Consider the following 21,577-nt stretch of genomic DNA (forward strand, 5'->3'; position numbering starts at 1 on the left):
GGGGCTAGGGGAGGGATGGTCGATCGTCGGAGCGGTGCGGTTACTCAGCCGCCTCGGCCAGGTCGCTGTCGTCCGCGTCTTCCATGCTCTTCAGCTCGACGTTGAGGCCCAGCGAACGCATTTCCTTGACGAGCACGTTGAAGCTCTCCGGAATGCCGGCCTCGAACGTGTCGTCGCCCTTGACGATCGCCTCATAGACCTTGGTGCGGCCGACCACGTCGTCGGACTTCACCGTCAGCATCTCCTGGAGCGTGTACGCCGCGCCATAAGCCTGCAGCGCCCACACCTCCATTTCGCCGAAGCGCTGGCCGCCGAACTGCGCCTTACCGCCCAGCGGCTGCTGGGTGACGAGGCTGTACGGCCCGATCGAACGTGCGTGGATCTTGTCGTCGACGAGGTGGTGGAGCTTCAGCATGTAGATGATGCCCACCGTCACCTTGCGGTCGAACTGATCGCCGGTCCGCCCGTCGAACAGATCCGACTGACCCGACGGATCGAGACCCGCCAGCTCGAGCATGTTGGCAACGTCCTGCTCCACCGCACCGTCGAACACCGGAGTGCCCATCGGAACGCCGGGCTTCAGGTTGGTCGCCAGCTCGATGATGCCCTGCGCGTCACGTGCCTCGATCTCGTCGACATAATGGTCGCCGTAGATCGTCTTCAGCCGGTCCTTCACCGCCTCGGGCATGGCGCCCGGGGTGGCATCCGGATTGGCTTCACGCCATTCCTCCAGCTGCTGCGCGATCTGCTGGCCCAAGCCGCGGGCGGCCCAGCCAAGGTGCGTCTCGAAGATCTGACCGACGTTCATGCGCGACGGCACGCCCAGCGGGTTCAGCACGAGATCGACCGGCGTCCCGTCGGCGAGGAACGGCATGTCCTCCACCGGCAGGATGCGGCTGATGACGCCCTTGTTGCCGTGACGGCCGGCCATCTTGTCGCCCGGCTGCAGCTTGCGCTTCACCGCGACGAACACCTTGACCATCTTCAGCACGCCCGGCGGCAGCTCGTCGCCACGCTCCAGCTTCTCGCGACGATCCTCGAACTTCTCGCGGATCAGCTTGGCGGCCTCGTCATACTGCGCCTTCACCGCCTCGAGATCCGACTGGACCTTGTCGTCGGCGACCGCGAACTTCCACCATTCGTGGCGGTCGACGCTGTCGAGCGTGTCCTGATCGATCACGGCACCCTTCTTGGGGCCGCCCTTCGGCACCGCGCTCGCGGTCTGGCCGATCAGCATCTCGCGCAGGCGCGACCAGGTGGCGCGGTTGAGAATCGTGCGCTCGTCATCCGAGTCCTTCTTCAGGCGCTCGATCTCCTCGCGCTCGATCGCCATCGCGCGCTCGTCCTTGTCGATGCCGTGACGGTTGAAGACGCGAACGTCGACAATCGTGCCGGCAACGCCCGGCGGCAGACGAAGCGAGGTATCGCGCACGTCGCTGGCCTTTTCACCGAAGATGGCGCGGAGGAGCTTTTCCTCCGGCGTCATCGGGCTTTCGCCCTTCGGCGTGATCTTGCCGACGAGGATGTCGCCCGGCTCGACCTCGGCACCGACGTACACGATGCCCGCCTCGTCGAGGTTGCGCAGTGCTTCCTCGCCGACGTTCGGGATGTCGCGCGTGATGTCCTCTGGCCCGAGCTTGGTATCGCGGGCCATCACCTCGAACTCGTCGATGTGGATCGACGTGAACACGTCGTCCTTCACGATCCGCTCGGAGATGAGGATCGAGTCCTCATAGTTGTAGCCGTTCCACGGCATGAACGCGACGAGCGCGTTGCGGCCGAGCGCGAGTTCACCGAACTCGGTCGACGGACCGTCGGCCAGGATGTCGCCGGCGTTGACCACGTCGCCCACCTTCACCAGCGGGCGCTGGTTGATGCAGGTCGACTGGTTGGAACGCTGGAACTTCATCAGCGAGTAGATGTCGACGCCCGACTTGCCGGCGTCGACCTCACCCGTGGCGCGGATCACGATGCGGCTGGCGTCGACCTGGTCGACGATGCCGGCGCGACGCGCCGAGATCGCAGCGCCCGAATCGCGCGCAACGGTCTCTTCCATGCCGGTGCCGACGAAGGGCGCTTCCGCCTTCACCAGCGGCACGGCCTGACGCTGCATGTTCGAGCCCATGAGCGCGCGGTTGGCGTCGTCGTTTTCCAGGAACGGAATGAGCGAGGCGGCGACCGAGACCAGCTGCTTCGGCGACACGTCCATCAGCGTGATCGTCTCGGGCAGCGCCATGAGGAATTCGCCAGCCTGACGGGCGGAGATCAGTTCCTCGGTAAAGCGACCCTCGGCGTCGAGCTCGGCGTTCGCCTGCGCAACGGTGTGCTTCTGCTCTTCCATCGCGGAGAGGTACACGACCTCGCCGGTCACCTTGCCGTCCACCACGCGGCGGTACGGCGTCTCGATGAAGCCATACTTGTTGACGCGCGCGAAGGTCGACAGCGAGTTGATCAGACCGATGTTAGGGCCTTCCGGCGTTTCGATCGGGCAGATACGGCCATAGTGCGTCGGGTGAACGTCGCGGACCTCGAAGCCTGCGCGCTCACGCGTCAGACCGCCCGGCCCGAGCGCCGAGACACGACGCTTGTGCGTCACTTCGGACAGCGGGTTGGTCTGGTCCATGAACTGCGACAGCTGCGACGAGCCGAAGAATTCACGCACCGCGGCAACGGCCGGCTTCGCGTTGATGAGGTCGTTCGGCATGACGGTCGACACGTCGACCGAGCTCATCCGCTCCTTCACCGCGCGCTCCATGCGCAGCAGGCCGACGCGATACTGGTTCTCGAGCAGCTCGCCCACCGAACGCACGCGGCGGTTGCCGAGGTTGTCGATGTCGTCGATCTCGCCCTTGCCGTCCTTCAGATCGACGAGGGTCTTCACCACGGCCAGAATGTCCTCGGTGCGCAGCGTCGTCACCGTGTCCTCGGCATCGAGGTCAAGGCGCATGTTGAGCTTCACGCGGCCGACGGCCGAGAGGTCGTAGCGGTCCGGATCGAAGAACAGGCCGGCGAACAGCGCCTCTGCCGTTTCCAGCGTCGGCGGCTCGCCAGGGCGCATCACGCGATAGATGTCCGACAGCGCCTGCTCGCGCTCTTCGGCCTTGTCGGCCTTCAGCGTGTTGCGGATCCACGGACCGGTGGTGACATGGTCGATGTCGAGCAGCTCGATCCGGTCGATGCCGGCGCGATCCAGCTTCTCGAGATTGTCCGGGCCGATCTCATCGCCAGCCTCGACGTAGATCTCGCCGGTCTGCTCGTTGATGAGGTCATAGGCCGAATAACGGCCGTAGATTTCCTCGGTCGGGATGAGGAGGTCGGTGAGGCCGTCCTTCGCCGCCTTGTTGGCGGCGCGCGGGGTGACCTTGGTGCCCATCGGGAACACCACTTCGCCCGAATTTGCGTCGACCAGGTCGAACGTCGGCTTCACGCCGCGCCAGTTCTCGGCCGCGAACGGAATGCGCCAGCCACCCTCGCCGCGCACATACGTGACGCGGTTGTAGAAGTGGTTGAGGATTTCCTCGCTGTTGAGGCCCAGCGCGTAGAGCAGCGCCGTGACCGGCAGCTTGCGCTTGCGATCGATACGAACGTTGACGATGTCCTTCGCGTCGAACTCGAAATCGAGCCACGAACCGCGATACGGGATCACGCGGGCGGCAAAGAGATACTTGCCCGAGGCGTGCGTCTTGCCGCGGTCATGATCGAAGAGGACGCCCGGCGAGCGGTGCATCTGGCTGACGATCACGCGCTCCGTGCCGTTGATGAAGAACGTGCCGTTCTCCGTCATCAGCGGCATGTCGCCCATGTAGACGTCCTGCTCCTTGATATCGAGCACCGAGCGAGTTTCCGTTTCCGGGTCCACCTCGAACACGATCAGGCGCAGCGTCACGCGCATCGGCGCGGCATAGGTGATGCCGCGCTGGCGGCATTCCTCGACGTCGAACTTCGGCGGCTCAAGCTCGTAGTTCACGAAGTCGAGTTCCGCGGTGCCGGCGAAGTCGCGGATCGGGAAGACGCTGCGCAGCGTCTTCTCGAGGCCCGAGACATAGCCGATCGACGGGTCGGACCGCAGGAACTGTTCGTAGCTTTCGCGCTGCACCTCGATCAGGTTCGGCATCTGCACCACTTCGTGGATGTTGCCGAAAACCTTGCGGATGCGGCGCTTTGCGGTGCCGCCTTCGATCGCCTTGGTTGCCATGTAGCTGTCTGCCTTGGTCTAATTCGTCCGGGCGCAGGACAAGACGCCAAAAGGCCGCGCGTCATGTTCCGGATCCGGAACCAACGGCAGCCTTGCAGCGTCTTATGAACCCACCTGCTCCAATCCGTTCGACATAGTGCGCGACGCCATGTCATTTCCCGAAGCTGTGGTAACCGGCCGGATATAGGGGAGGGGTCGCCCTCCGTCAACCGGACCTGGCGACCGCAAGGGGTCAAAGGCCTGATGCCGGGCGGTAAAGGCTGAAGAAGCCGCCACACCCTGTCACGCGGCGTTTGGTGGTGCGGCCGGTCCGCCGTACAGGCGGCGGCGCGGCAGCGATTCCGTTGCCCCGTGTTCAGGGTTCAGACGATAACGCGATGACGATGGCAGGGACGAAGAAGGGGCGGCGCGCGGCGCTGGTGGCGGGCGCGTGGATTGCGTTTGCCGGTGGTGCGGCGCTGGCGCAGGACGTGCCGACGAGCACCCCCGATCTCGGCAACTTCAGCCTGCCGCCCTCGCAGCCGACGCCGACGCCGACCAGCGCGCCGGTCGGACCGGCCGACGAGGCGCCAGCGACCAACGCTGCGGCGCCGATCATCCGCCCACCCGCGCCGCGCCCAACGCCAACCGTGACCCCGACGCCGCGGGCGACGGCCACGCCGCAGCCCGCCGAGTCGCCGCGCGCCGCGCCGAGTCCGGTGGCTACGCCGACTCCGGTGCCTGCGCCGGTGCTCGATGAGCAGCCGACGCTTATTGAAACGCCCACGGTCGGCGCGGATGCTGCACCTGTTGCGGGCAGCGAGGCAGATGAAGCTCCGGACCTGACGGTTGAGCCGACGCAAGAAGAGACAGTCGACGTTGATGGTGAGGCGCGGGCTGCGGAGTCTGAGCCGACGTCCTGGTTCTGGCCGGTGGCGATCGGCCTTGGGTTGCTCGCTGCCGCGGGGCTTTATTTGTGGCGTCGCAGGGCGCGGGTGCGCGATCGGGTGCCGGCGGATCGGGCGGCTCCAGCGGTGGAGCCCGCCCGGCCGGTGGAGCCGGTCCGGCCAGTCGCGCGCGCCGGCGCCGCTGCTGCGCCCACGGGCAAGCCGCGCTTCCTTGATCGCGGGCGTGATGACGTGGCGCCCGCGGCGCCGGCCGCGCCTTTGCCGGCCGCACGGCTTGATCTCGACCTGCCGACCGTCAGCCGCGCGGGGCTGAACATGGTGACCGCGACCGCTGATGTGACGGTGACGGTGCGCAACGCGTCGGACGTGCCCGCGCGCGGCGTGGCGGTGGAGATTCGGCTGACGAGCGCGCAGCCGGGGCAGGATGCGGTGCTTGCCGCCATGTTCGCCGAGCCGGTCGGTCGCCCGGCGGTGCCGCCGTTCGACCTGATGCCGGGTGAGTCGCGACGCGTCCGTGCGGTCGCCGCGATGCCGCGCGATGCGATCACCGTGTTGCAGGCGGGGGATCGGCCGATGTTTGTGCCGGTGGTCGCGATCCGCGCCGTTCACAGCGGCGGACAGACGACGTCAGTGCACGCATTGGGAATCGAGCGTGCCGGGCAGGCGAAGCTGGGGCCGTTCTGGCTCGACCAGCCGTCGCGCATGTTCGACACGATCGGCGTACGCCCGCACACTGGCCGCTGAGGCGGTCGACGTCGCTGCTGCCGACAGGTGGCAGGCTCGCTCAAGGGATTGTCGCGCGCCGCTGACGGGCTGCGGAAAGCACTCTGTTCAGATGCTGGCGGCTGGCACACGAGCGGGCGCGCCGGTGCCTGAGCCCAAGAGGCCGACGCGCGTGCGCTGATCCAGCGCCGGGCCTCGCTCTCTGCCTCCGGGCATCACGCAAAAGAAAAGGCGGCTCCCCCAGGGGAAGCCGCCTTTCCTCGCAATCGTGGCCCGAGGGCCGAACGCGGTGCGGACCAGAAGGCCCGCCCCGCGCCGCTGCTTACTTGAGCTCGACGGTCGCGCCGGCTTCTTCCAGCTGCTTCTTGATCTTCTCGGCTTCGTCCTTCGACACGCCTTCCTTGACCGGCTTCGGCGCGCCCTCAACGAGGGTCTTCGCTTCGGTCAGGCCCAGGCCGGTGATCGCGCGGACTTCCTTGATGACGTTGATCTTCTTGCCACCGTCGCCGGTGAGGATCACGTCGAACTCGGTCTTCTCTTCAGCGGCCGGAGCAGCTGCGCCGCCACCAGCTGCCGGAGCTGCTGCAACCGCTGCTGCGGCCGAGACGCCCCACTTCTCTTCGAGGAGCTTCGAGAGCTCAGCCGCCTCGAGGACGGTCAGTTCGGACAGCTGGTCAACCAGCGCGTTCAGGTCTGCCATGATATACTTCCTTTGAAACGTTCGAATGAAACGATGCTGCCTGAAGGATCAGGCGGCTTCCTTTTCCGAGTAAGCTGCAAGCACGCGCGCGATCTGCGCGGCGGGCGCCTGGGTGATGGTCGCGATCTTGGTGGCCGGGGCCACGATGAGACCGACGATCTTCGCCCGGAGCTCGTCGAGCGACGGCATCGTAGCGAGCGCCTTCACGCCCTCCACGTCGAGCTTGGTCGCACCCATGCCGCCGCCGACGATCTCGAACTTGTCGGTCGTCTTGGCGAAGTCCACGGCCACCTTGGCAGCCGCAACGGGGTCGACCGAGGTCGCGAGACCGACCGGACCGGTGAAATATTCACCAAGGCCGTCATAGTCGGTGCCATCGAGCGCGATCTTGGCAAGCTTGTTCTTCGAGACCTTGTAGACGGCACCGGCCTCGCGCATCTTCGTCCTCAGCTGCGTCGACTGAGCGACGGTGAGGCCGAGGTTGCGGGTGACGACCACCACGCCGACCTCGGAGAAGGTCTGCTTGAGTTCGGCGACGGCTTGGGCCTTTTCAGCACGATCCATGCCATTCTCCACACTTTGGCCGCATCCCGAAGGCTGCGGCCGGTTACGATCCGCATGCGGCAGATACCGCATACGGTTGTCCAGCGAAGGGGAATGGGAAGCAGTCGCACGGCGCGGGAATGATCCCGTAAGCGGTGCGGCAAACCGAAGCACGCGGGCGCGCTGCGGCAAAATCCTGTCCCCGTCTCGGCGGGGAATTAAGGGCGCCAGGGCCCACCCGCTGTCTCGGACGGCGTCACGGCCGGGGCCATGACAAGTCGCGCTCCCTAGCGAAATCCGCGCGCGGGTCAAGTGTCGTCAAACTACCACGGAAGTGCAACCGATCGGACGCCGTGGCGCCACGGCCGCGTCATCCATCCCGGGCAGAGGTGCGGAAACGATCACGCCTCTGGGGGGAAGAAGATGACCGAATCGCGTTTCGTCTATGACGACGGTGACATCGACACGAACGGCAGCGCCAACCAGCATCTCAGCGATCTGATCGCGCGACGCTATTCGCGGCGGCAGACGTTGCGCGGCGGCCTGACCGCGATGACCACGGCCGTGTTCGGCGGCGTCCTGCTGGCCGGGTGCGACGACGACGGCGATCTGGTGACGGTAGAGCCGATCACGGTGTCGTCCGGCCAGGCCGCGAGCGTGAGCGCGGGCAAGACGGTCACGCTTCGGGGTACCGCCAGCAGCGCGGCGCAATCGGTGCGCTGGACGCAGGTGAGCGGGCCGCAGGTCACGCTGAACAACGCCAATAGCGCGAGCGCGACCTTCATCGCTCCGGCGGTGAGCGCGTCGACGCCGCTGGTGTTCCGCTTCACCGGAACGAGCGGCCTCGGCGATAGCGCCACCGCTGACACGACGATCACGGTGACGCCCGCGACGCTGGATTTCGTCGCGGTGGCGAAGAATCGCAACGATCTGGTGACGGTGCCCGCCGGTTATCTGGTGACCGTGCTCTACCGGCTGGGCGACCCGATCAACGCCAGCACGTCGGCCTATGCCAATGACGGGACGGACACGAACTTCGCGGCGCGCGCGGGCGATCATCATGATGGCATGAGCTTCTTCGGGCTCGCTGCGACAGGGGCGACGCGCGATGCGGCGGGCAGCACGCGCGGGCTGCTGGTGCTCAATCACGAGAATATCACCGAAAGCTATCTTCACCCGCGGGGGCAGACGATCACCGGCGGCGTGCGGCCCGAGGCGGAAGCGATCAAGGAGGTCGAGGCGCATGGCGTGTCGGTGATCGAGGTGACGCACGGCGCGTCGGCGTGGAGCTATGTCCAGGCGTCGGCGCTGAACCGCCGCATCACCCCGAATACCCCGATGACCTTCAATGGCCCCGCGCGCGGCAACCCGCTGCTGCGCACCGCTTATTCCAAGGACGGGACGCAGGGGCGGGGCACGATCAACAATTGCGCCAATGGGATGATGCCGTGGGGCACCTATGCAACCGCGGAGGAGAATTGGGCCGGCTATTTCCGGCGGGATCGTGGGGACGCCGCGGTGCGCAGCGGCGCGGGGCGCGCGAAGGAGAATGTCAGCCTGGCGCGCTATGGCATCAGTGAGGGGCGGGCCGGCAATTACGGTTGGACGACGGTTACCCCGGCGGACGCGAGCAGCACGATCTTCCGCAAATGGAATGCGACGGCGATCGCGGACGCGGCAACCGATGGCACGGCCGATTTCCGCCACGAGCCATTCCAATATGGCTGGATCGTCGAGATCGACCCGTACAATCCCCAGTCCACGCCGCGTAAACGCACCGCGCTGGGCCGCATGAACCATGAGGGCGTGGAGCCAAGCCGGATGGTCGCCGGCGTACGGCCGGCCTTCTACATGGGGGACGACGCCCAGAACGAATATATCTACAAGTTCGTGTCGAGCACCCCCTGGTCAGCCAGCGACGCCAATGCCGCCGATCGCCTGGCGGTGGGCGACAAATATCTCGACGCCGGCACGCTCTATGTCGCGAAGTTCAACGCCGACGGCAGCGGGCAGTGGCTGCCGCTCACGTTCGGCAGCGGGCCGCTGACCAGTGGCAATGCGACCTATCCGTTCGCGGATCAGGCAGACGTGCTGATCAACACGCGCCTTGCCGCGGACCTTCTGGGCGCGACACCGATGGACCGACCGGAATGGACCGCGGTGAATCCGGCGAACGGCGAGATGTATTGCACGCTCACCAACAATTCCTCGCGCAGCCCGGCGCGCACCGATGCCGCCAACCCGCGCGCCTATGTCGATCCGCGCACCGACGGGCGCAGCAACAGTGCGGGGAACGTCAACGGCCATGTCATCCGCCTGCGCGAAAATGGCGACACGACCGAGGCGACGGCGTTCACCTGGGACGTCTATGCCTTTGGTGCCGGCAGCGACCTCAACAAGGACAATATCAACCTGTCGGGGCTGGACGACAGCAACGACTTCTCTTCGCCTGATGGCCTGTGGTTCAGCCTTCCGTCGAATGTCGCGGGGCAGGGGGCAAGCCCGGTGATGTGGCTGCAGACCGACGATGGCGCCTTCACCGACGTGACCAACAACCAGATGCTCGCCGCCATTCCGGGGCGGGTGGGTGATGGCGGCACGAAGACCGTGAACAACACGACGTCGGTGGGCACCAGCACGGCGACGACGCGGGTAGGCAAGGCGCCGGGCGCGACGCTCAAGCGGTTCCTGGTCGGGCCGAAGGAGTGCGAGATCACCGGCATAACCTCGACGCCGGACGGCAAGGCACTGTTCGTCAACATCCAGCACCCGGGCGAGAATGGCGGGCCGGACAATATCACGTCGAACTGGCCGGCGTCGCAGAGCGGCACTTCGGCCAGCGCCAGCCGCCCGCGTTCGGCGACGATCGTGATCACCCGCGAGGATGGCGGGCTGGTCGGGATCTGATCTTCAGGAGGGCGTCATCCTCGCGCTGCCGAGGATGACGCCTTTCCCGTTGCTAGCGATCGGTGCGGATTGCCCCCGCCTCGCGCACCGCCTTCAGCGTCGGCCAGCCGTTGACCGCCATCAGCAGGTCCGCCTCGGCGAGGATGCATTTCAGTACGTGCGCGCAGCCCGGCGCACCGCCCAGTGCCAGGCCGTAGGAATAGGGCCGGCCAACGCCCACCGCATCCGCGCCCAGGGCGATGGCCTTCACCACGTCGGTGCCCGACCGGATACCCGAATCGAACAGCACCGGCACGCGCCCCGCCACCGCGTCAGCCACTTCCGGCAGCATGTCGATCGCCGCGATCCCGCCGTTCGCCTGCCGTCCGCCGTGGTTGGAAACGTAGATGCCATCCGCGCCGGTATCGATCGCACGGCGCGCGTCGTCCGGATGGCAGATCCCCTTCAGCACGATCGGCAGCTTTGTGATCGATTTCAGCCAAGCCATGTCGTCCCACGTCAGCACCTTGCCGAACGTCGCGCCCCAGGTGCCGATCGCGGTGCGCAGATCCTCCTCCGGTGCCCTGCCGCCCAGCATCTGGCGGAAGCGAGGGTCGACGAAGTAATTCTGCAGCACATGGCCGCGCAGCTGCGGGAAGTTGGACGGGTTGAGATCGCGCGGCCGCCAGCCAGTGACCCAGGTGTCGAGCGTGACGACGATTGCCTTGTAGCCGGCCCCCTCGGCGCGGGAGACGAGGCTTTCGGCCAGTTCCTTGTCGCGCGGGGTGTAGAGCTGGAAGAAGGCGGGGGTCTCGCCGCAGGCAGTCTTCACGTCCTCCAACGGATCATTCGAGAGGGTGGAGGCGGTCAGCGGGACGCCGGTCATCGCCGAGGCCTGCGCCGCGGCCACATCGCCATGCTGGTCCTGGGTCATCATGCCGGTGACGCCGATCGGAGCCATGAACAAGGGCGAGGGCAGCTTGAGCCCGAACAGATCGATCGACAGGTCGCGGTACGTCGCGTCCACCATCATGCGCGGCATCATGCCCCAGTGGCGGAAGGCGCGGGCGTTCTCGTCCTGCGTATATTCGTCGCCGCAGCCGCCCTGGACATAGGTCAGCACATGCGGCGGCAGCGCGGCTTGCGCGCGCTTTTCCAGCGTCGCGAAATCGACCGGGTAGGTGGGGACGATGCCGGACAGGCCGGCGCCATAGATCTGGGTCTGGAAGTCGCCGTAATGCGGCATAGGGTACGCTCTCCTTTGCGCGCATTGTCGCGGGCTGGAGAAGCCTTGTCACGCCCTGGGGCGAGAAATGCGATCAGCCGATAAGCTGTTGATATAGCCTGATGTAATCGTCCGCCATGCGCTCGACGCTGAACCGTTCGGCAACGCGGGCGCGGCAGGTGGCGCGGTCGATCTCCCCCACGCGCTCGATCGCGGCGACCGCCTCGTCCAGCGTGTCGACGAGGAAACCGGTGACGCCGTGTTCGATCAGTTCGGGCATCGAGCCGCGATTGTAGGCGATGACGGGGGTGCCGCAGGCCATTGCCTCCACCACCGACAGGCCGAAGGGTTCGTCGAAGCCGATGAGGTGGAGCAGCGCGCGCGCCCGGCCGAGCGCATGTACCCGCGCGTCACCCCCGACCACGCCGCGGTAGATCACGTGGTCGCCGTCAATATGCGGCGCCACCTCGCGTTCGTGATAGCCATGATCCTGGACCAGCCCGGCCATGATCAGCCGGCGCCCGGCGCGCTGTGCGGCGGCAATGGCGTCCGCCGGCCCCTTGTCCGGGTGGATCCGGCCAAAAAACAGGAGGTCGTCGCTGCCGACCGAGTCGAAGGCGAAATCGTCCAAGGGGATGCCGTGATGGATCGTCGCGGCATAGCGCAATGATGGGTGGCGATCGGCGTCGCTGATCGAGACGTAGTGAACGTGATCGTCGTAGCGTTGATACACCGGCACGATCCGTTCGGACGAGAAGCCGTGGATCGTCGTCAGCATCGGCGTGTCGATCAGCCGCGACCAGGCGAGGGGCATGAAATCGGCCTGGTTGTGGATGAGGTCGAAATCGCCGGCGCGCTCAATGCAATGCGCGATGTGCATCGCCTCCCACACCTTGGCGTCGAGATGCGGGGGCTCCGAATAACCGCGCGGGGCGACGCCCTCCAATTTGCCGGCGGTGCGCGAATTCTGCGTGGCGAAAAGCGTGACGTCGACGCCGCGCGCGACCAGCGCCTCGGTCAAGAGGCTGGTCACCAATTCCCACGGGCCATAGCCGGTCGGCGGCGTCGGCCAGGAGATCGACGACAACATGGCAATGCGCATCAGGCGAGTAGCTCCACGACATAGGCTTCATCGGTATCGATCGTGCCGTCGAACGTTGCCCGCGTGCCGGTAGCGACGATGATCCGGCCGGGGCGGGTGGCATCGGGCAGCGCAACGTCGCGCGGTGTGCTGCCGAGGTTGAGGACGACCAGCAGCCGCTCGTCGCCGTGGTGGCGCTCATAGATGAGCACGTCGGTAGGCGCGGCGTGCAGCGTCATGCTGCCGAGTGACAGCGCAGGGCTGGCGCGGCGCGCGGCGAGGAGGCGGCGGTAGAGCCAGAGCATCGAGGCCGGGTCCGCCTCCTGCGCCGCGACATTGCGGGTGCGCCAGTCGGGGTGGAGCGGCAGCCACGGCTCGGCGGTGGAAAAGCCGGCGTTGGGCGCGGCGTCCCAGGCCATCGGGGTGCGCGAGCGATCGCGGCCGAGCCCCATGCCGGGCTGGCGCAGGTCCTGCGGGTCGCGGACCCGGTCGGGCGGGATATCGACCTTTCCAATGCCGATTTCGTCACCCTGATAGAGTGTCGGGGTGCCGCGCAGCGTGAGCAGCAGCATGGCGGCGACACGGGCTTGGCGCTCCCCGACGCGCGCAGCGATGCGCGGCGCATCGTGGCTGCCGATCACCCAATTGGGCCAGCCATGTTCGGGAATGGCGGCATCATAGCTGGCGATCAGCGCGGCCAGCGTGTCGCGATCCCAGGGGTTTTCGATCAGCTCGAAATTGAAGGGCAATTGTACGTAGGGCTGATCCGCCGGGCCGTACCAGCGCATCAGGCGATCGAGCGGCAGGAAGATCTCCCCCACCAGCAAGGTCTCGCCATAGCTGTCGGCAAGCTCCCGGAACTGGCGGGCGAAGTCATAAGCCTCGGGCTGGTCGGTCGAGTTCAGCTGAATGAGGCGCAGCTTCTCCGCCATCCCTTCGCGCCAGTCGGGGTTAGGCGGATTGTCCGGCAGGCCTTGCGCCTTCACGATGTGCCACAACACGTCGATGCGGAAGCCGTCTACGCCGCGGTCGAGCCAGAAGCGCAGCACGTCGGTCATCGCCGCCACGACCTCAGGATTGCGCCAGTTGAGGTCGGCCTGCTCCTTCAGGAAGGTGTGGAGATAATATTGGCCGGTTGCGGGATCGAGCTCCCACGCCGGGCCGCCCATGTCGCTGATCCAGTTGTTGGGCGGGCCGCCGTCCGGCGCGGGATCGCGCCAGATGTACCAGTCACGTTTCGGATTATCACGGCTGGCGCGGCTTTCGACGAACCAGGGGTGCTGGGTCGAGGAATGGTTGGGGACGAAATCGAGCAGCAGCTTCAGCCCGCGCGCACGGACCGCGGCGAGCAGGCGGTCGAAGGCGGCGAGGTCGCCGAACATTGGCTCTACGCCGGTGTAATCGGCGACGTCATAGCCGAAGTCGGCCATTGGCGAGGGAAAGATCGGCGAGAGCCAGATCGCGTCGACGCCGAGCGAGGCGATATGATCGAGATGCGCCTCGATCCCGGCAAGGTCGCCGATGCCGTCGCCATCGCTGTCCGCGAAGGAGCGTGGATAGACCTGATAGATGACGCCGCGCTTCCACCAGGGCGCAGCGATGGTGCCCTCGCTCATGCGGTTCGTAACGCCTCGGCAACGGATGGGTTCACGCGGGCCATGCCGCCGGCGGCAGCGGGCAACAAAAAAGGCCGGAGGTTGCCCCCCGGCCTTCTTCGTTACGCTAACTGAGACGTCGGATCAGGCCGAAGCGACTTCCGCCACGTCGATCTTGATGCCCGCACCCATGGTGCTGGAGATCGCGACCTTGCGGACGTACTTGCCCTTGGCGCCGGCCGGCTTGGCCTTGACGACGGCGTCGACCAGCGCGTCGAAGTTCGCGCGCAGGTCCTCGGCCGGGAAGCTTGCCTTGCCGATGCCCGAGTGGATGATACCGGCCTTTTCGACGCGATATTCGACCTGGCCGCCCTTGGCAGCCTTCACCGCCTCGGCGACGTTCATCGTCACGGTGCCGAGCTTCGGGTTCGGCATCAGGCCCTTGGGACCCAGAACCTTACCGAGACGGCCGACGATGCCCATCATGTCCGGGGTCGCGATGCAGCGATCGAAGTCGATCTTGCCGCCCTGGATGGTTTCCATCAGGTCTTCCGCACCGACGACGTCGGCGCCGGCAGCCAGTGCCTCTTCAGCCTTTGCGCCGCGGGCGAACACGCCGACGCGAACGGTCTTGCCGGTGCCCTTAGGCAGCGTGACGACGCCGCGGACCATCTGGTCAGCGTGACGCGGATCGACGCCGAGGTTCAGCGCGACTTCGATCGTCTCGTCGAACTTGGAGGTCGCACCCGACTTGGCGAGGCTGATCGCCTCGTCGACGCCGTGCAGCTTCTCGCGGTCGATCGTGATCGCCTTCTGCTTCTTCGTGAGCTTCGCCATGGGATTAACCCTCCACAACCTGGAGGCCCATCGCGCGAGCGGAGCCTTCGATGATCTTCGTTGCTGCGTCGATGTCGTTCGCGTTCAGGTCCTTCATCTTGGCCTGTGCGATCTCGGCGAGCTGCGAGCGCTTGATGGTTCCCGCGCTGGTCTTGCCCGGCTCCTTCGAGCCCGACTTCAGGTTCAGCGCCTTCTTGATGAGGAAGGTCGCCGGCGGCGTCTTCGTCTCGAAGCTGAACGAGCGGTCGGCGTAGACGGTGATGACGGTGGGGAGGGGCGAACCCTTTTCCATGTCAGCGGTCTGCGCGTTGAACGCCTTGCAGAATTCCATGATGTTCACGCCGCGCTGACCCAGCGCCGGGCCGATCGGCGGCGACGGGTTTGCAGCGCCGGCAGGCACCTGCAGCTTGATATAGCCTGTGATTTTCTTCGCCATGTCACTCTCTTTAAGTTTAGCGGTCGTCGCGGGCGCGTTGCCGCACCCTCCCGCAAGCGTTCCAGCGATTTACCTGGAAGAGCGCGCGCATAGCGGGGTCGCGGGGAAAAATCCAGTCCCGCGCGGCCCCGCCATGCGTGTGGTTGATGCCGCGGCTCAGGTCATCGCCATCAGGCTGGCGTTGCCGCCGGCCGCGGTGGTGTTGATCGAGGTGGACACCTCCTCGACCAGCCATTCGAGGCGATAGTCGTTCGCCTGCGTCAGCACGATGGGACCATCGAGCGCGGCGATTCGCTGTTGCAGGTCGCGCACGCGCGCGGCGTCGCCCTCGATCAGCGCGCCGGCATAGGGGCCGTCGTTGGACCAGTCGCTGGTCCAGCGGACGCGGGCGGCGATCGGGGCCGGCAGATCGGCCCGGAAAGCGGCGTCGACCACGAGGTCGTTGCCGGTAGCGAGCGCGGCGGCGAGCTGCGCCATCAGCCCGGCGCTGGTTTCAGGCAGCAGCAGGATCCGGCCGCGCGGGTGGAGGGCGTAGAGGTTGCGCTCCCCCACCGGGCCGTCGAGCTCCGCCTCAAGGCCGAGCGGGGAGGCGGCGGCAATGTCGCGGGCGCGGGTGGCGGCGGGTTCGTCGCCGCGCTGTTCCAGCCAGAGCGCGAGGTCGCGGGTGGCGGCATCGGCTGCCGTCGACGTGCCGGCGGGCGCCTCGATCGCGCCGCGCACCAGCCGGCCGAGATAGAGCGGGCCGCCCGCCTTGGGCCCGGTGCCCGACAGGCCGCGGCCGCCGAAGGGCTGAACGCCGACGATCGCGCCGATGACGTTGCGGTTGATGTAGAGATTGCCCGCCTTCACCCGCGCGGTGACATGGGCGATCGTCTCGTCGAGGCGGGTGTGGAGGCCGAAGGTCAGGCCATAGCCGGTGGCGTTGATTCGGTCGATCAGCGCGTCGAGCCCGCTGCGCTTGTAGCGGATGACGTGGAGGACCGGGCCGAATACCTCGCGCTGAAGCTCGGCAATATCGGGTAGCTCGATGATCGTCGGGGCGACGAAGGTGCCGTGCGTGGTCGCCTCGCCGAGCGGGAGCGAATCGACCTTGTGGCCGCGGTCGCGCATCGCGGCGATGTGACGGGTGATGTTGCCTTGCGCCTCGGCGGTGATGACCGGGCCGATGTCGACCGCCAGCCGATCGGTACGGCCGATGCGCAGCTCCTGCAGCGCGCCGCGCAGCATGGTGAGGATCCGGTCGGCGACCTCCTCCTGCAGGCACAGGATGCGCAGCGCCGAGCAACGCTGGCCGGCGCTGTCGAAGGCGGAGGCGATGACGTCCGCCACCACCTGTTCGGCAAGCGCGGAGCTGTCGACGATCATGGCGTTCTGGCCGCCCGTCTCGGCGATCAGCGGGATCGGCGCGCCATCGGCAGAGACGCGGGTGGCGAGTTCGCGCTGGATGAGGCGGGCGACCTCGGTCGAGCCGGTGAACATCACGGCGGCGGTTTCGGGCGCGGCGACGAGGGCGGCACCGATCGATCCGTCGCCGGGAACGAGCTGTAGCGCGTCGGTGGGGACGCCGGCCGCGTGGAGGATCGCGACGGCCTGCGCGGCGATCAGCGGGGTTTCCTCAGCCGGTTTCGCCAGCACGGCGTTGCCCGCGACGAGCGCGGCGGCGACCTGGCCGGTGAAGATTGCCAGCGGGAAGTTCCACGGGCTGATGCAGGTGACGGTGCCGAGCGGCTGGTGCGCGGGGCCGAAGCTGCGGCGGGCCTGGTCGGCGTAATAGCGCAGGAAGTCGATCGCCTCGCGCACCTCGCCGATCGCATTGGGGACGGACTTGCCGGCCTCGCGCACGGTCAGGCCGATCAGCTCGGCCATGCGCGCCTGCATCGTGTCGGCGGCGCGATCGAGGATGGCGGCGCGGTCGGCCGGGGAGGTGGCGGCCCATGACTGGGCGGCGGCGGCGGCGGTGCGCGCGGCGGCCGATGCCTGCTCGGGGCTTGCCTCGACGACGGTGCCGACGGTGTCGCGGTGGTCGGCGGGGTTCAGCACCGGGCGGGGGGTGCCCTGACCATCATTGGGGGCGGCGTGCCAGTTGCTGTGGGCGCCGGCCTGCATCGTCGCGGCCAATGCGGCGAGCGTGCGTTCGTCGGTGAGGTCGAGGCCGTCCGAATTGCGGCGGCGGGGGTAGAGGTCGGCCGGGAGCGCGATCGCGGCGTGCTTCTGCCCCGGCGTGTCGGCGGCGCGGACGATCGCGACCGGATCGGCGACGAGATCGGCGATCGAGACTTCGGGATCGGCGATGCGGTTGACGAACGAGCTGTTGGCGCCGTTCTCGAGCAGCCGACGGACGAGATAGGCGAGCAATGTCTCGTGCGTGCCGACCGGGGCGTAGATGCGGCAGGGGCGGTTGAGCTTATCCGCGCCGACCACCTCGTCATACAGCGGCTCGCCCATGCCGTGGAGGCACTGGAATTCGTAATCGCCGATGGTGAAGTCGGGGCCGGCCATGGCGTGGACGGTCGCCAGCGTCTGCGCATTGTGGGTGGCGAATTGCGGGAACACCGCGTCGCGGTTCGCGAGCAGGCGGCGGGCGCAGGCGAGGTACGAGACGTCGGTGTGGATCTTGCGCGTGTAGACGGGGAAGTCCGACTGGCCATCAACCTGCGCGCGCTTGATTTCGGCATCCCAATAGGCGCCCTTGACCAGACGGACCATGATGCGGCGGTCGGCGCGGCGGGCGAGATCGACGATCCAGTCGATGACAAAGGGGCAGCGCTTGCCATAGGCCTGGATGACGAAGCCGAGGCCGTTCCAATCGGCGAGCGCGGGATCGAGCGCGAGGCTTTCGAGAAGGTCGAGCGAGAGTTCGAGCCGGTCGGCCTCCTCCGCGTCGATGTTGAAGCCGATGTCATAGCCCCTGGCGATTAGGGCGAGCGCGCGGACGCGGGGCAGCAGCTCGGCCATGACGCGGTCGCCCTGGGCGCGGGCGTAACGGGGGTGGAGGGCGGAGAGCTTGATCGAGATTCCGGGGCCGGCATAGATGCCGCGGCCGGCCGACGCCTTGCCGATGGCGTGAACCGCGGTTTCATAGTCGCGGTAATAGCGGTCGGCGTCGGCGGCGGTGGTCGCGGCCTCGCCCAGCATGTCGTAGCTGTAGCCGAAGCCGCGCGCTTCCAGCGGGCGGGCGCGCTTCAGCGCCTCCTCGATCGTCTCGCCGGTGACGAACTGCTCGCCCATCATGCGCATCGCCATGTCGACGCCGCGGCGGATGACAGGTTCGCCGGCGCGCGCGATCAGGCGGGTGAGCGCGGCGGCGAGACCGCGGTCGTTGACGCTGTTGGTGAGCTTGCCCGTCACCACCAGGCCCCAGGTGGCGGCGTTGACGAACAGCGAGCGGCCGTCGCCGATGTGGCTGCGCCAGTCGCCGCCGGCGATCTTGTCGCGGATCAGTGCGTCGCGGGTGTCGTCGTCGGGGATGCGCAGCAGCGCCTCGGCGAGGCACATCAAGGCGACGCCCTCCTGGCTGGAGAGGGCATATTCCTGCACCAGACCCTCGACGCCGGTGCCCTTGTGCTTGGCGCGCAGCGCGGTGATCAGCTTCGTCGCGGTCGCCAGCGCCTGGGCCTTTGTCTCCTCCGGCAGAGTCGCTTCGTCGAGCAGGGGGGCGAGCGCCTCCGGCTCCGGGCGGCGGGTGGCGGCGGTGATCGCGGCGCGGAGCGGCGTCGCGGCACGGACCGGCGGGGCAAAATCGGCGAACAGCGGGGGGAGATCGGCCATGGTCTCAGTCCGGAAAGTTGATGGCCGCTATATAGTGAGGCTCGTCCGGGCGATCCGACTTATGATATGGCCTGTCTCAGACGCTTTGGCTTGTCATTGAGGCTGTGGATGGACGTTTCGCCCTTTGATCCGGAAGAACTCGACCCGTTCGACCGAAAGATCATCCAGATCCTGCGCGCCGACGGGCGGCTGTCGGTCACCGAGCTGGCGAAGCGCGTGGGGCTGTCCAAGACGCCGTGCCAGGTGCGGCTGAAGCGGCTGACCGATCGCGGGATCATCCGCGGCTTTCGCGCGGTGATCGACCCGGCGCGGCTGGGTCAGGGGCATGTCGCCTTTACCGAGGTGAAGCTGTCCGACACGCGCGAGGCGGCGCTGGAGGAATTCCGGCAGGGCGTGCTGGCTATTCCCGAGGTGGAGGAATGCCATATGATCGCCAGCCACTTCGATTATCTGCTGAAGGTCCGCACCGCCGACATGCGCAGCTATCGCGCGGTGCTGGGCGAGCGTATCTCGACGCTGCCCAATGTCTCGAGCACATCGACCTTCGTGGTGATGGAAACGATTCGCGACGCCGGGGGGTGAGGCGCGGCGGACGCGCTGGTCAGGAAGCGAGCTTTGCCGCCGGGGCGACGCCCAGCACGCTCATCAGCTTGTCGAGCGAATAGGGTTTGCGCAGCAGCGGGAAGCCGTGGTTCCCCTCCTCGGCCAGAACGTGGCTGTAGCCGCTGGTCAGCACGACGCGGCAATGCGGCCAGCGGCGTTCCACTTCCTTGGCAAGGTCGATCCCGCTGATCCCGGGCATCACCACGTCGGTAAAGACGAGATCGAAACCGCCGTTCGATTCCTCCAGCAGCCGAAGCGCGGATTCGCCGTTGGTCGCCCAGGTCGTCGTCTGGCCCAGTTCCTCCAGGAGGGTGCGGGCGAAGCGGCCGACCACCTCATTATCCTCGACCATCAGCACCCGCTGCGTCGGCAGCGCGTGGCGAAGCACCGCCGGTGTGAGCGGCTCCGCGGTCGGCGCGGCGGCGGCGCGGGGCAGGTAGATGGTGAAGGTGCTGCCGTGTCCGGGCGTGCTGCGCACGCTGATCTCGCCGCCCGATTGTTTGGCGAAGCCATAGGCCTGGCTGAGGCCAAGCCCAGTGCCGCGGCCGACCGCCTTGGTGGTGAAAAAGGGCTCGAAAATGCGGCCCTGCGTTTCGGCATCCATGCCGGTGCCGCTGTCGCTGATGTCGACGGCGACGAAATCGCCATCGACCGCGGCGTGGCGGCGAACGGAAGGAACGTGCGTGACGTTGCGCGCGGTGATCCGCAGCACACCGCCGTCAGGCATCGCGTCGCGCGCGTTGATCGCGATGTTGAGCACCGCGGATTCGAACTGGTTGGGATCGGCGGTGACGCAGCCGGCGTCGTCCGCCACCTCCACCTCGACCCGGACCGGCGAGCCGACGGTGGTGATAATCAGCCGTTCGAGGCCGAGCACGCGATCACCGACCGCGAACGTCTCGGGTTCGAGCGGCTGGCGCCGGGCGAAGGCGAGCAGATGGCCGGTGAGCTGCGCCGCGCGATCCGCCGTCTCGGCGATGGCGGCGATATAGCGCTGCCGTTTTTCCTCGCTCTGGTTGGGGAGTTGCAGCAGGTCGGCCGAGGAGCGGATGACGGTGAGCAGATTGTTGAAATCATGCGCCACGCCGCCGGTCAGCCGGCCGATCGCCTCCATCTTCTGGCTGTGCGCCAGCGCCTCGCGCGCGGTGTCGAGTTCCTCCTGCGCGCGGCGCCGCTCGGTCACGTCGCGCGTGATCTTGGTGAAGCCGGTGAGTGCGCCGGCATCGTCGTAGATCGGATCGATGACGACATGCGCCCAGAAGGTCGTGCCGTCCTTGCGCAGGCGCAGCGCCTCTTTCTCGAAGGTGCCGTGGATCAGCGCGGTGTGCAGCGCCTTGGCCGGTTCGCCGCGGTCGCGATCGGCCGGGATGTAGAAGCGGGAGAAATGGGTGCCGATGATCTCTTCGGCGGTATAGCCCTTGATCGCCTGCGCCCCGGCGTTCCAGCTCGACACATTGCCGTCGGGATCGAGCATGTAGATGGCGTAATCGCGCACGCCCTGCACCAGCAGGCGGAATTGCTGCTCGCTGCGGAACAGCGCGCGTTCCGCCTCCTTCTTGTCGCTGATGTCGCGCGTGACCTTGGCAAAGCCGATCAGCGTACCGTCTTCGTCATGGACCGGATCAATGACGACATTGGCCCAGAAGCGGGTGCCGTCCTTGCGCAGCCGCCAGCCTTCGGATTCGAACTTTCCCTCCGCCGCCGCGGTCTCAAGCGCGCGCATCGGAAGCCCGGTGGCGCGGTCCTCCGGCGTGTAGAAACGCGAGAAATGCTCACCGATGATCTCATCGGCGGTGTAGCCCTTGAACCGCTCCGCCCCGGGGTTCCAGCTGACCACGGAACCTGCGGTGTCGAGCAGGTATATGGCGTAATCCTTCACCGCGTTCAGCAGCAGCTGGGACCGGCGTTCGGTCTCCATCGCCAGCAGGTGTGGGGTGGGATTGGTGGTCATTGTCGCGAAAGACCTATGACCACCCGGTCGTTTCCGCAATCGAAATGGGCAAGCATTGAAAAGCAACGATAAAACGTTGTTTTCGGCTGGAAAAGGCCGGGCGGCGGGTGATTGTCCTCACCTATGTTGGTCCGCCCGGCGACCCAG

The 21,577-nt window shown here is 67.0% G+C and carries 13 protein-coding genes; 3 read left to right on the plus strand and 10 right to left on the minus strand.

The window, feature by feature from the left end; all coding sequences use genetic code 11:
• Positions 1-40: 40 nt before the first annotated feature.
• Entirely contained in the window at positions 41-4,195 is a 4,155-nt protein-coding gene (gene rpoB / locus L8F96_RS11500; protein WP_334656046.1) for a DNA-directed RNA polymerase subunit beta, read from the minus strand.
• A gap of 377 nt (positions 4,196-4,572) precedes the next feature.
• Between rpoB and L8F96_RS11505 the strand changes: the two genes are divergently transcribed.
• A complete protein-coding gene (locus L8F96_RS11505; RefSeq protein ID WP_334656047.1) occupies positions 4,573-5,826 on the plus strand; it encodes an LPXTG cell wall anchor domain-containing protein in 1,254 nt (417 codons plus the stop codon).
• A gap of 301 nt (positions 5,827-6,127) precedes the next feature.
• Here the strand turns inward: L8F96_RS11505 and rplL are convergent, their stop codons facing one another.
• Positions 6,128-6,505, minus strand: coding sequence for a 50S ribosomal protein L7/L12 (gene rplL / locus L8F96_RS11510; RefSeq protein WP_046406551.1), 378 nt, complete (start codon positions 6,503-6,505; stop codon positions 6,128-6,130).
• 48 nt (positions 6,506-6,553) lie between these two features.
• Positions 6,554-7,069, minus strand: a complete 516-nt coding sequence (gene rplJ / locus L8F96_RS11515) for a 50S ribosomal protein L10 (protein WP_046406553.1) — start codon at positions 7,067-7,069, stop codon at positions 6,554-6,556.
• Positions 7,070-7,471: 402 nt separating this feature from the next.
• Between rplJ and L8F96_RS11520 the strand changes: the two genes are divergently transcribed.
• A complete protein-coding gene (locus L8F96_RS11520; RefSeq protein ID WP_334656048.1) occupies positions 7,472-9,955 on the plus strand; it encodes a PhoX family protein in 2,484 nt (827 codons plus the stop codon).
• A 52-nt stretch (positions 9,956-10,007) separates the two neighbouring features.
• Here L8F96_RS11520 and L8F96_RS11525 read toward each other — a convergent pair whose 3' ends face one another.
• The 6 genes from L8F96_RS11525 to putA form a co-directional block, all read right to left on the minus strand.
• Positions 10,008-11,180, minus strand: coding sequence for an alpha-hydroxy-acid oxidizing protein (locus tag L8F96_RS11525; RefSeq protein WP_046406556.1), 1,173 nt, complete (start codon positions 11,178-11,180; stop codon positions 10,008-10,010).
• Positions 11,181-11,253: 73 nt separating this feature from the next.
• Positions 11,254-12,261 carry a glycosyltransferase family 4 protein gene (locus L8F96_RS11530; RefSeq protein ID WP_334656049.1) on the minus strand — a complete coding sequence of 336 codons (1,008 nt, stop codon included), beginning with the start codon at positions 12,259-12,261 and terminating at the stop codon, positions 11,254-11,256.
• Complete coding sequence (locus L8F96_RS11535; RefSeq protein WP_334656050.1) at positions 12,261-13,856, minus strand: alpha-amylase family glycosyl hydrolase; 1,596 nt, start codon at positions 13,854-13,856, stop codon at positions 12,261-12,263. The genes L8F96_RS11530 and L8F96_RS11535 overlap by 1 nt, the downstream gene beginning before the upstream one ends.
• Positions 13,857-13,979: 123 nt before the next feature.
• Positions 13,980-14,672 (minus strand): 50S ribosomal protein L1, encoded by a 693-nt coding sequence (gene rplA / locus L8F96_RS11540; RefSeq protein WP_046406428.1) that lies wholly within the window; start codon positions 14,670-14,672, stop codon positions 13,980-13,982.
• A 4-nt stretch (positions 14,673-14,676) separates the two neighbouring features.
• Positions 14,677-15,108 carry a 50S ribosomal protein L11 gene (gene rplK, locus L8F96_RS11545; RefSeq protein ID WP_046406429.1) on the minus strand — a complete coding sequence of 144 codons (432 nt, stop codon included), beginning with the start codon at positions 15,106-15,108 and terminating at the stop codon, positions 14,677-14,679.
• A 156-nt stretch (positions 15,109-15,264) separates the two neighbouring features.
• A complete protein-coding gene (gene putA / locus L8F96_RS11550; protein ID WP_334656051.1) occupies positions 15,265-18,876 on the minus strand; it encodes a trifunctional transcriptional regulator/proline dehydrogenase/L-glutamate gamma-semialdehyde dehydrogenase in 3,612 nt (1,203 codons plus the stop codon).
• Positions 18,877-18,984: 108 nt separating this feature from the next.
• Between putA and L8F96_RS11555 the strand changes: the two genes are divergently transcribed.
• Positions 18,985-19,458 carry an Lrp/AsnC family transcriptional regulator gene (locus L8F96_RS11555; protein WP_125945253.1) on the plus strand — a complete coding sequence of 158 codons (474 nt, stop codon included), beginning with the start codon at positions 18,985-18,987 and terminating at the stop codon, positions 19,456-19,458.
• A 19-nt stretch (positions 19,459-19,477) separates the two neighbouring features.
• On the opposite strand, the gene L8F96_RS11560 is transcribed toward L8F96_RS11555, so the two are convergent.
• Entirely contained in the window at positions 19,478-21,430 is a 1,953-nt protein-coding gene (locus tag L8F96_RS11560) for a hybrid sensor histidine kinase/response regulator (RefSeq protein ID WP_206430532.1), read from the minus strand.
• Positions 21,431-21,577: the final 147 nt, after the last annotated feature.

The organism is Sphingomonas panaciterrae, from assembly GCF_036890205.1.
GTDB lineage: Bacteria > Pseudomonadota > Alphaproteobacteria > Sphingomonadales > Sphingomonadaceae > Sphingomonas > Sphingomonas panaciterrae.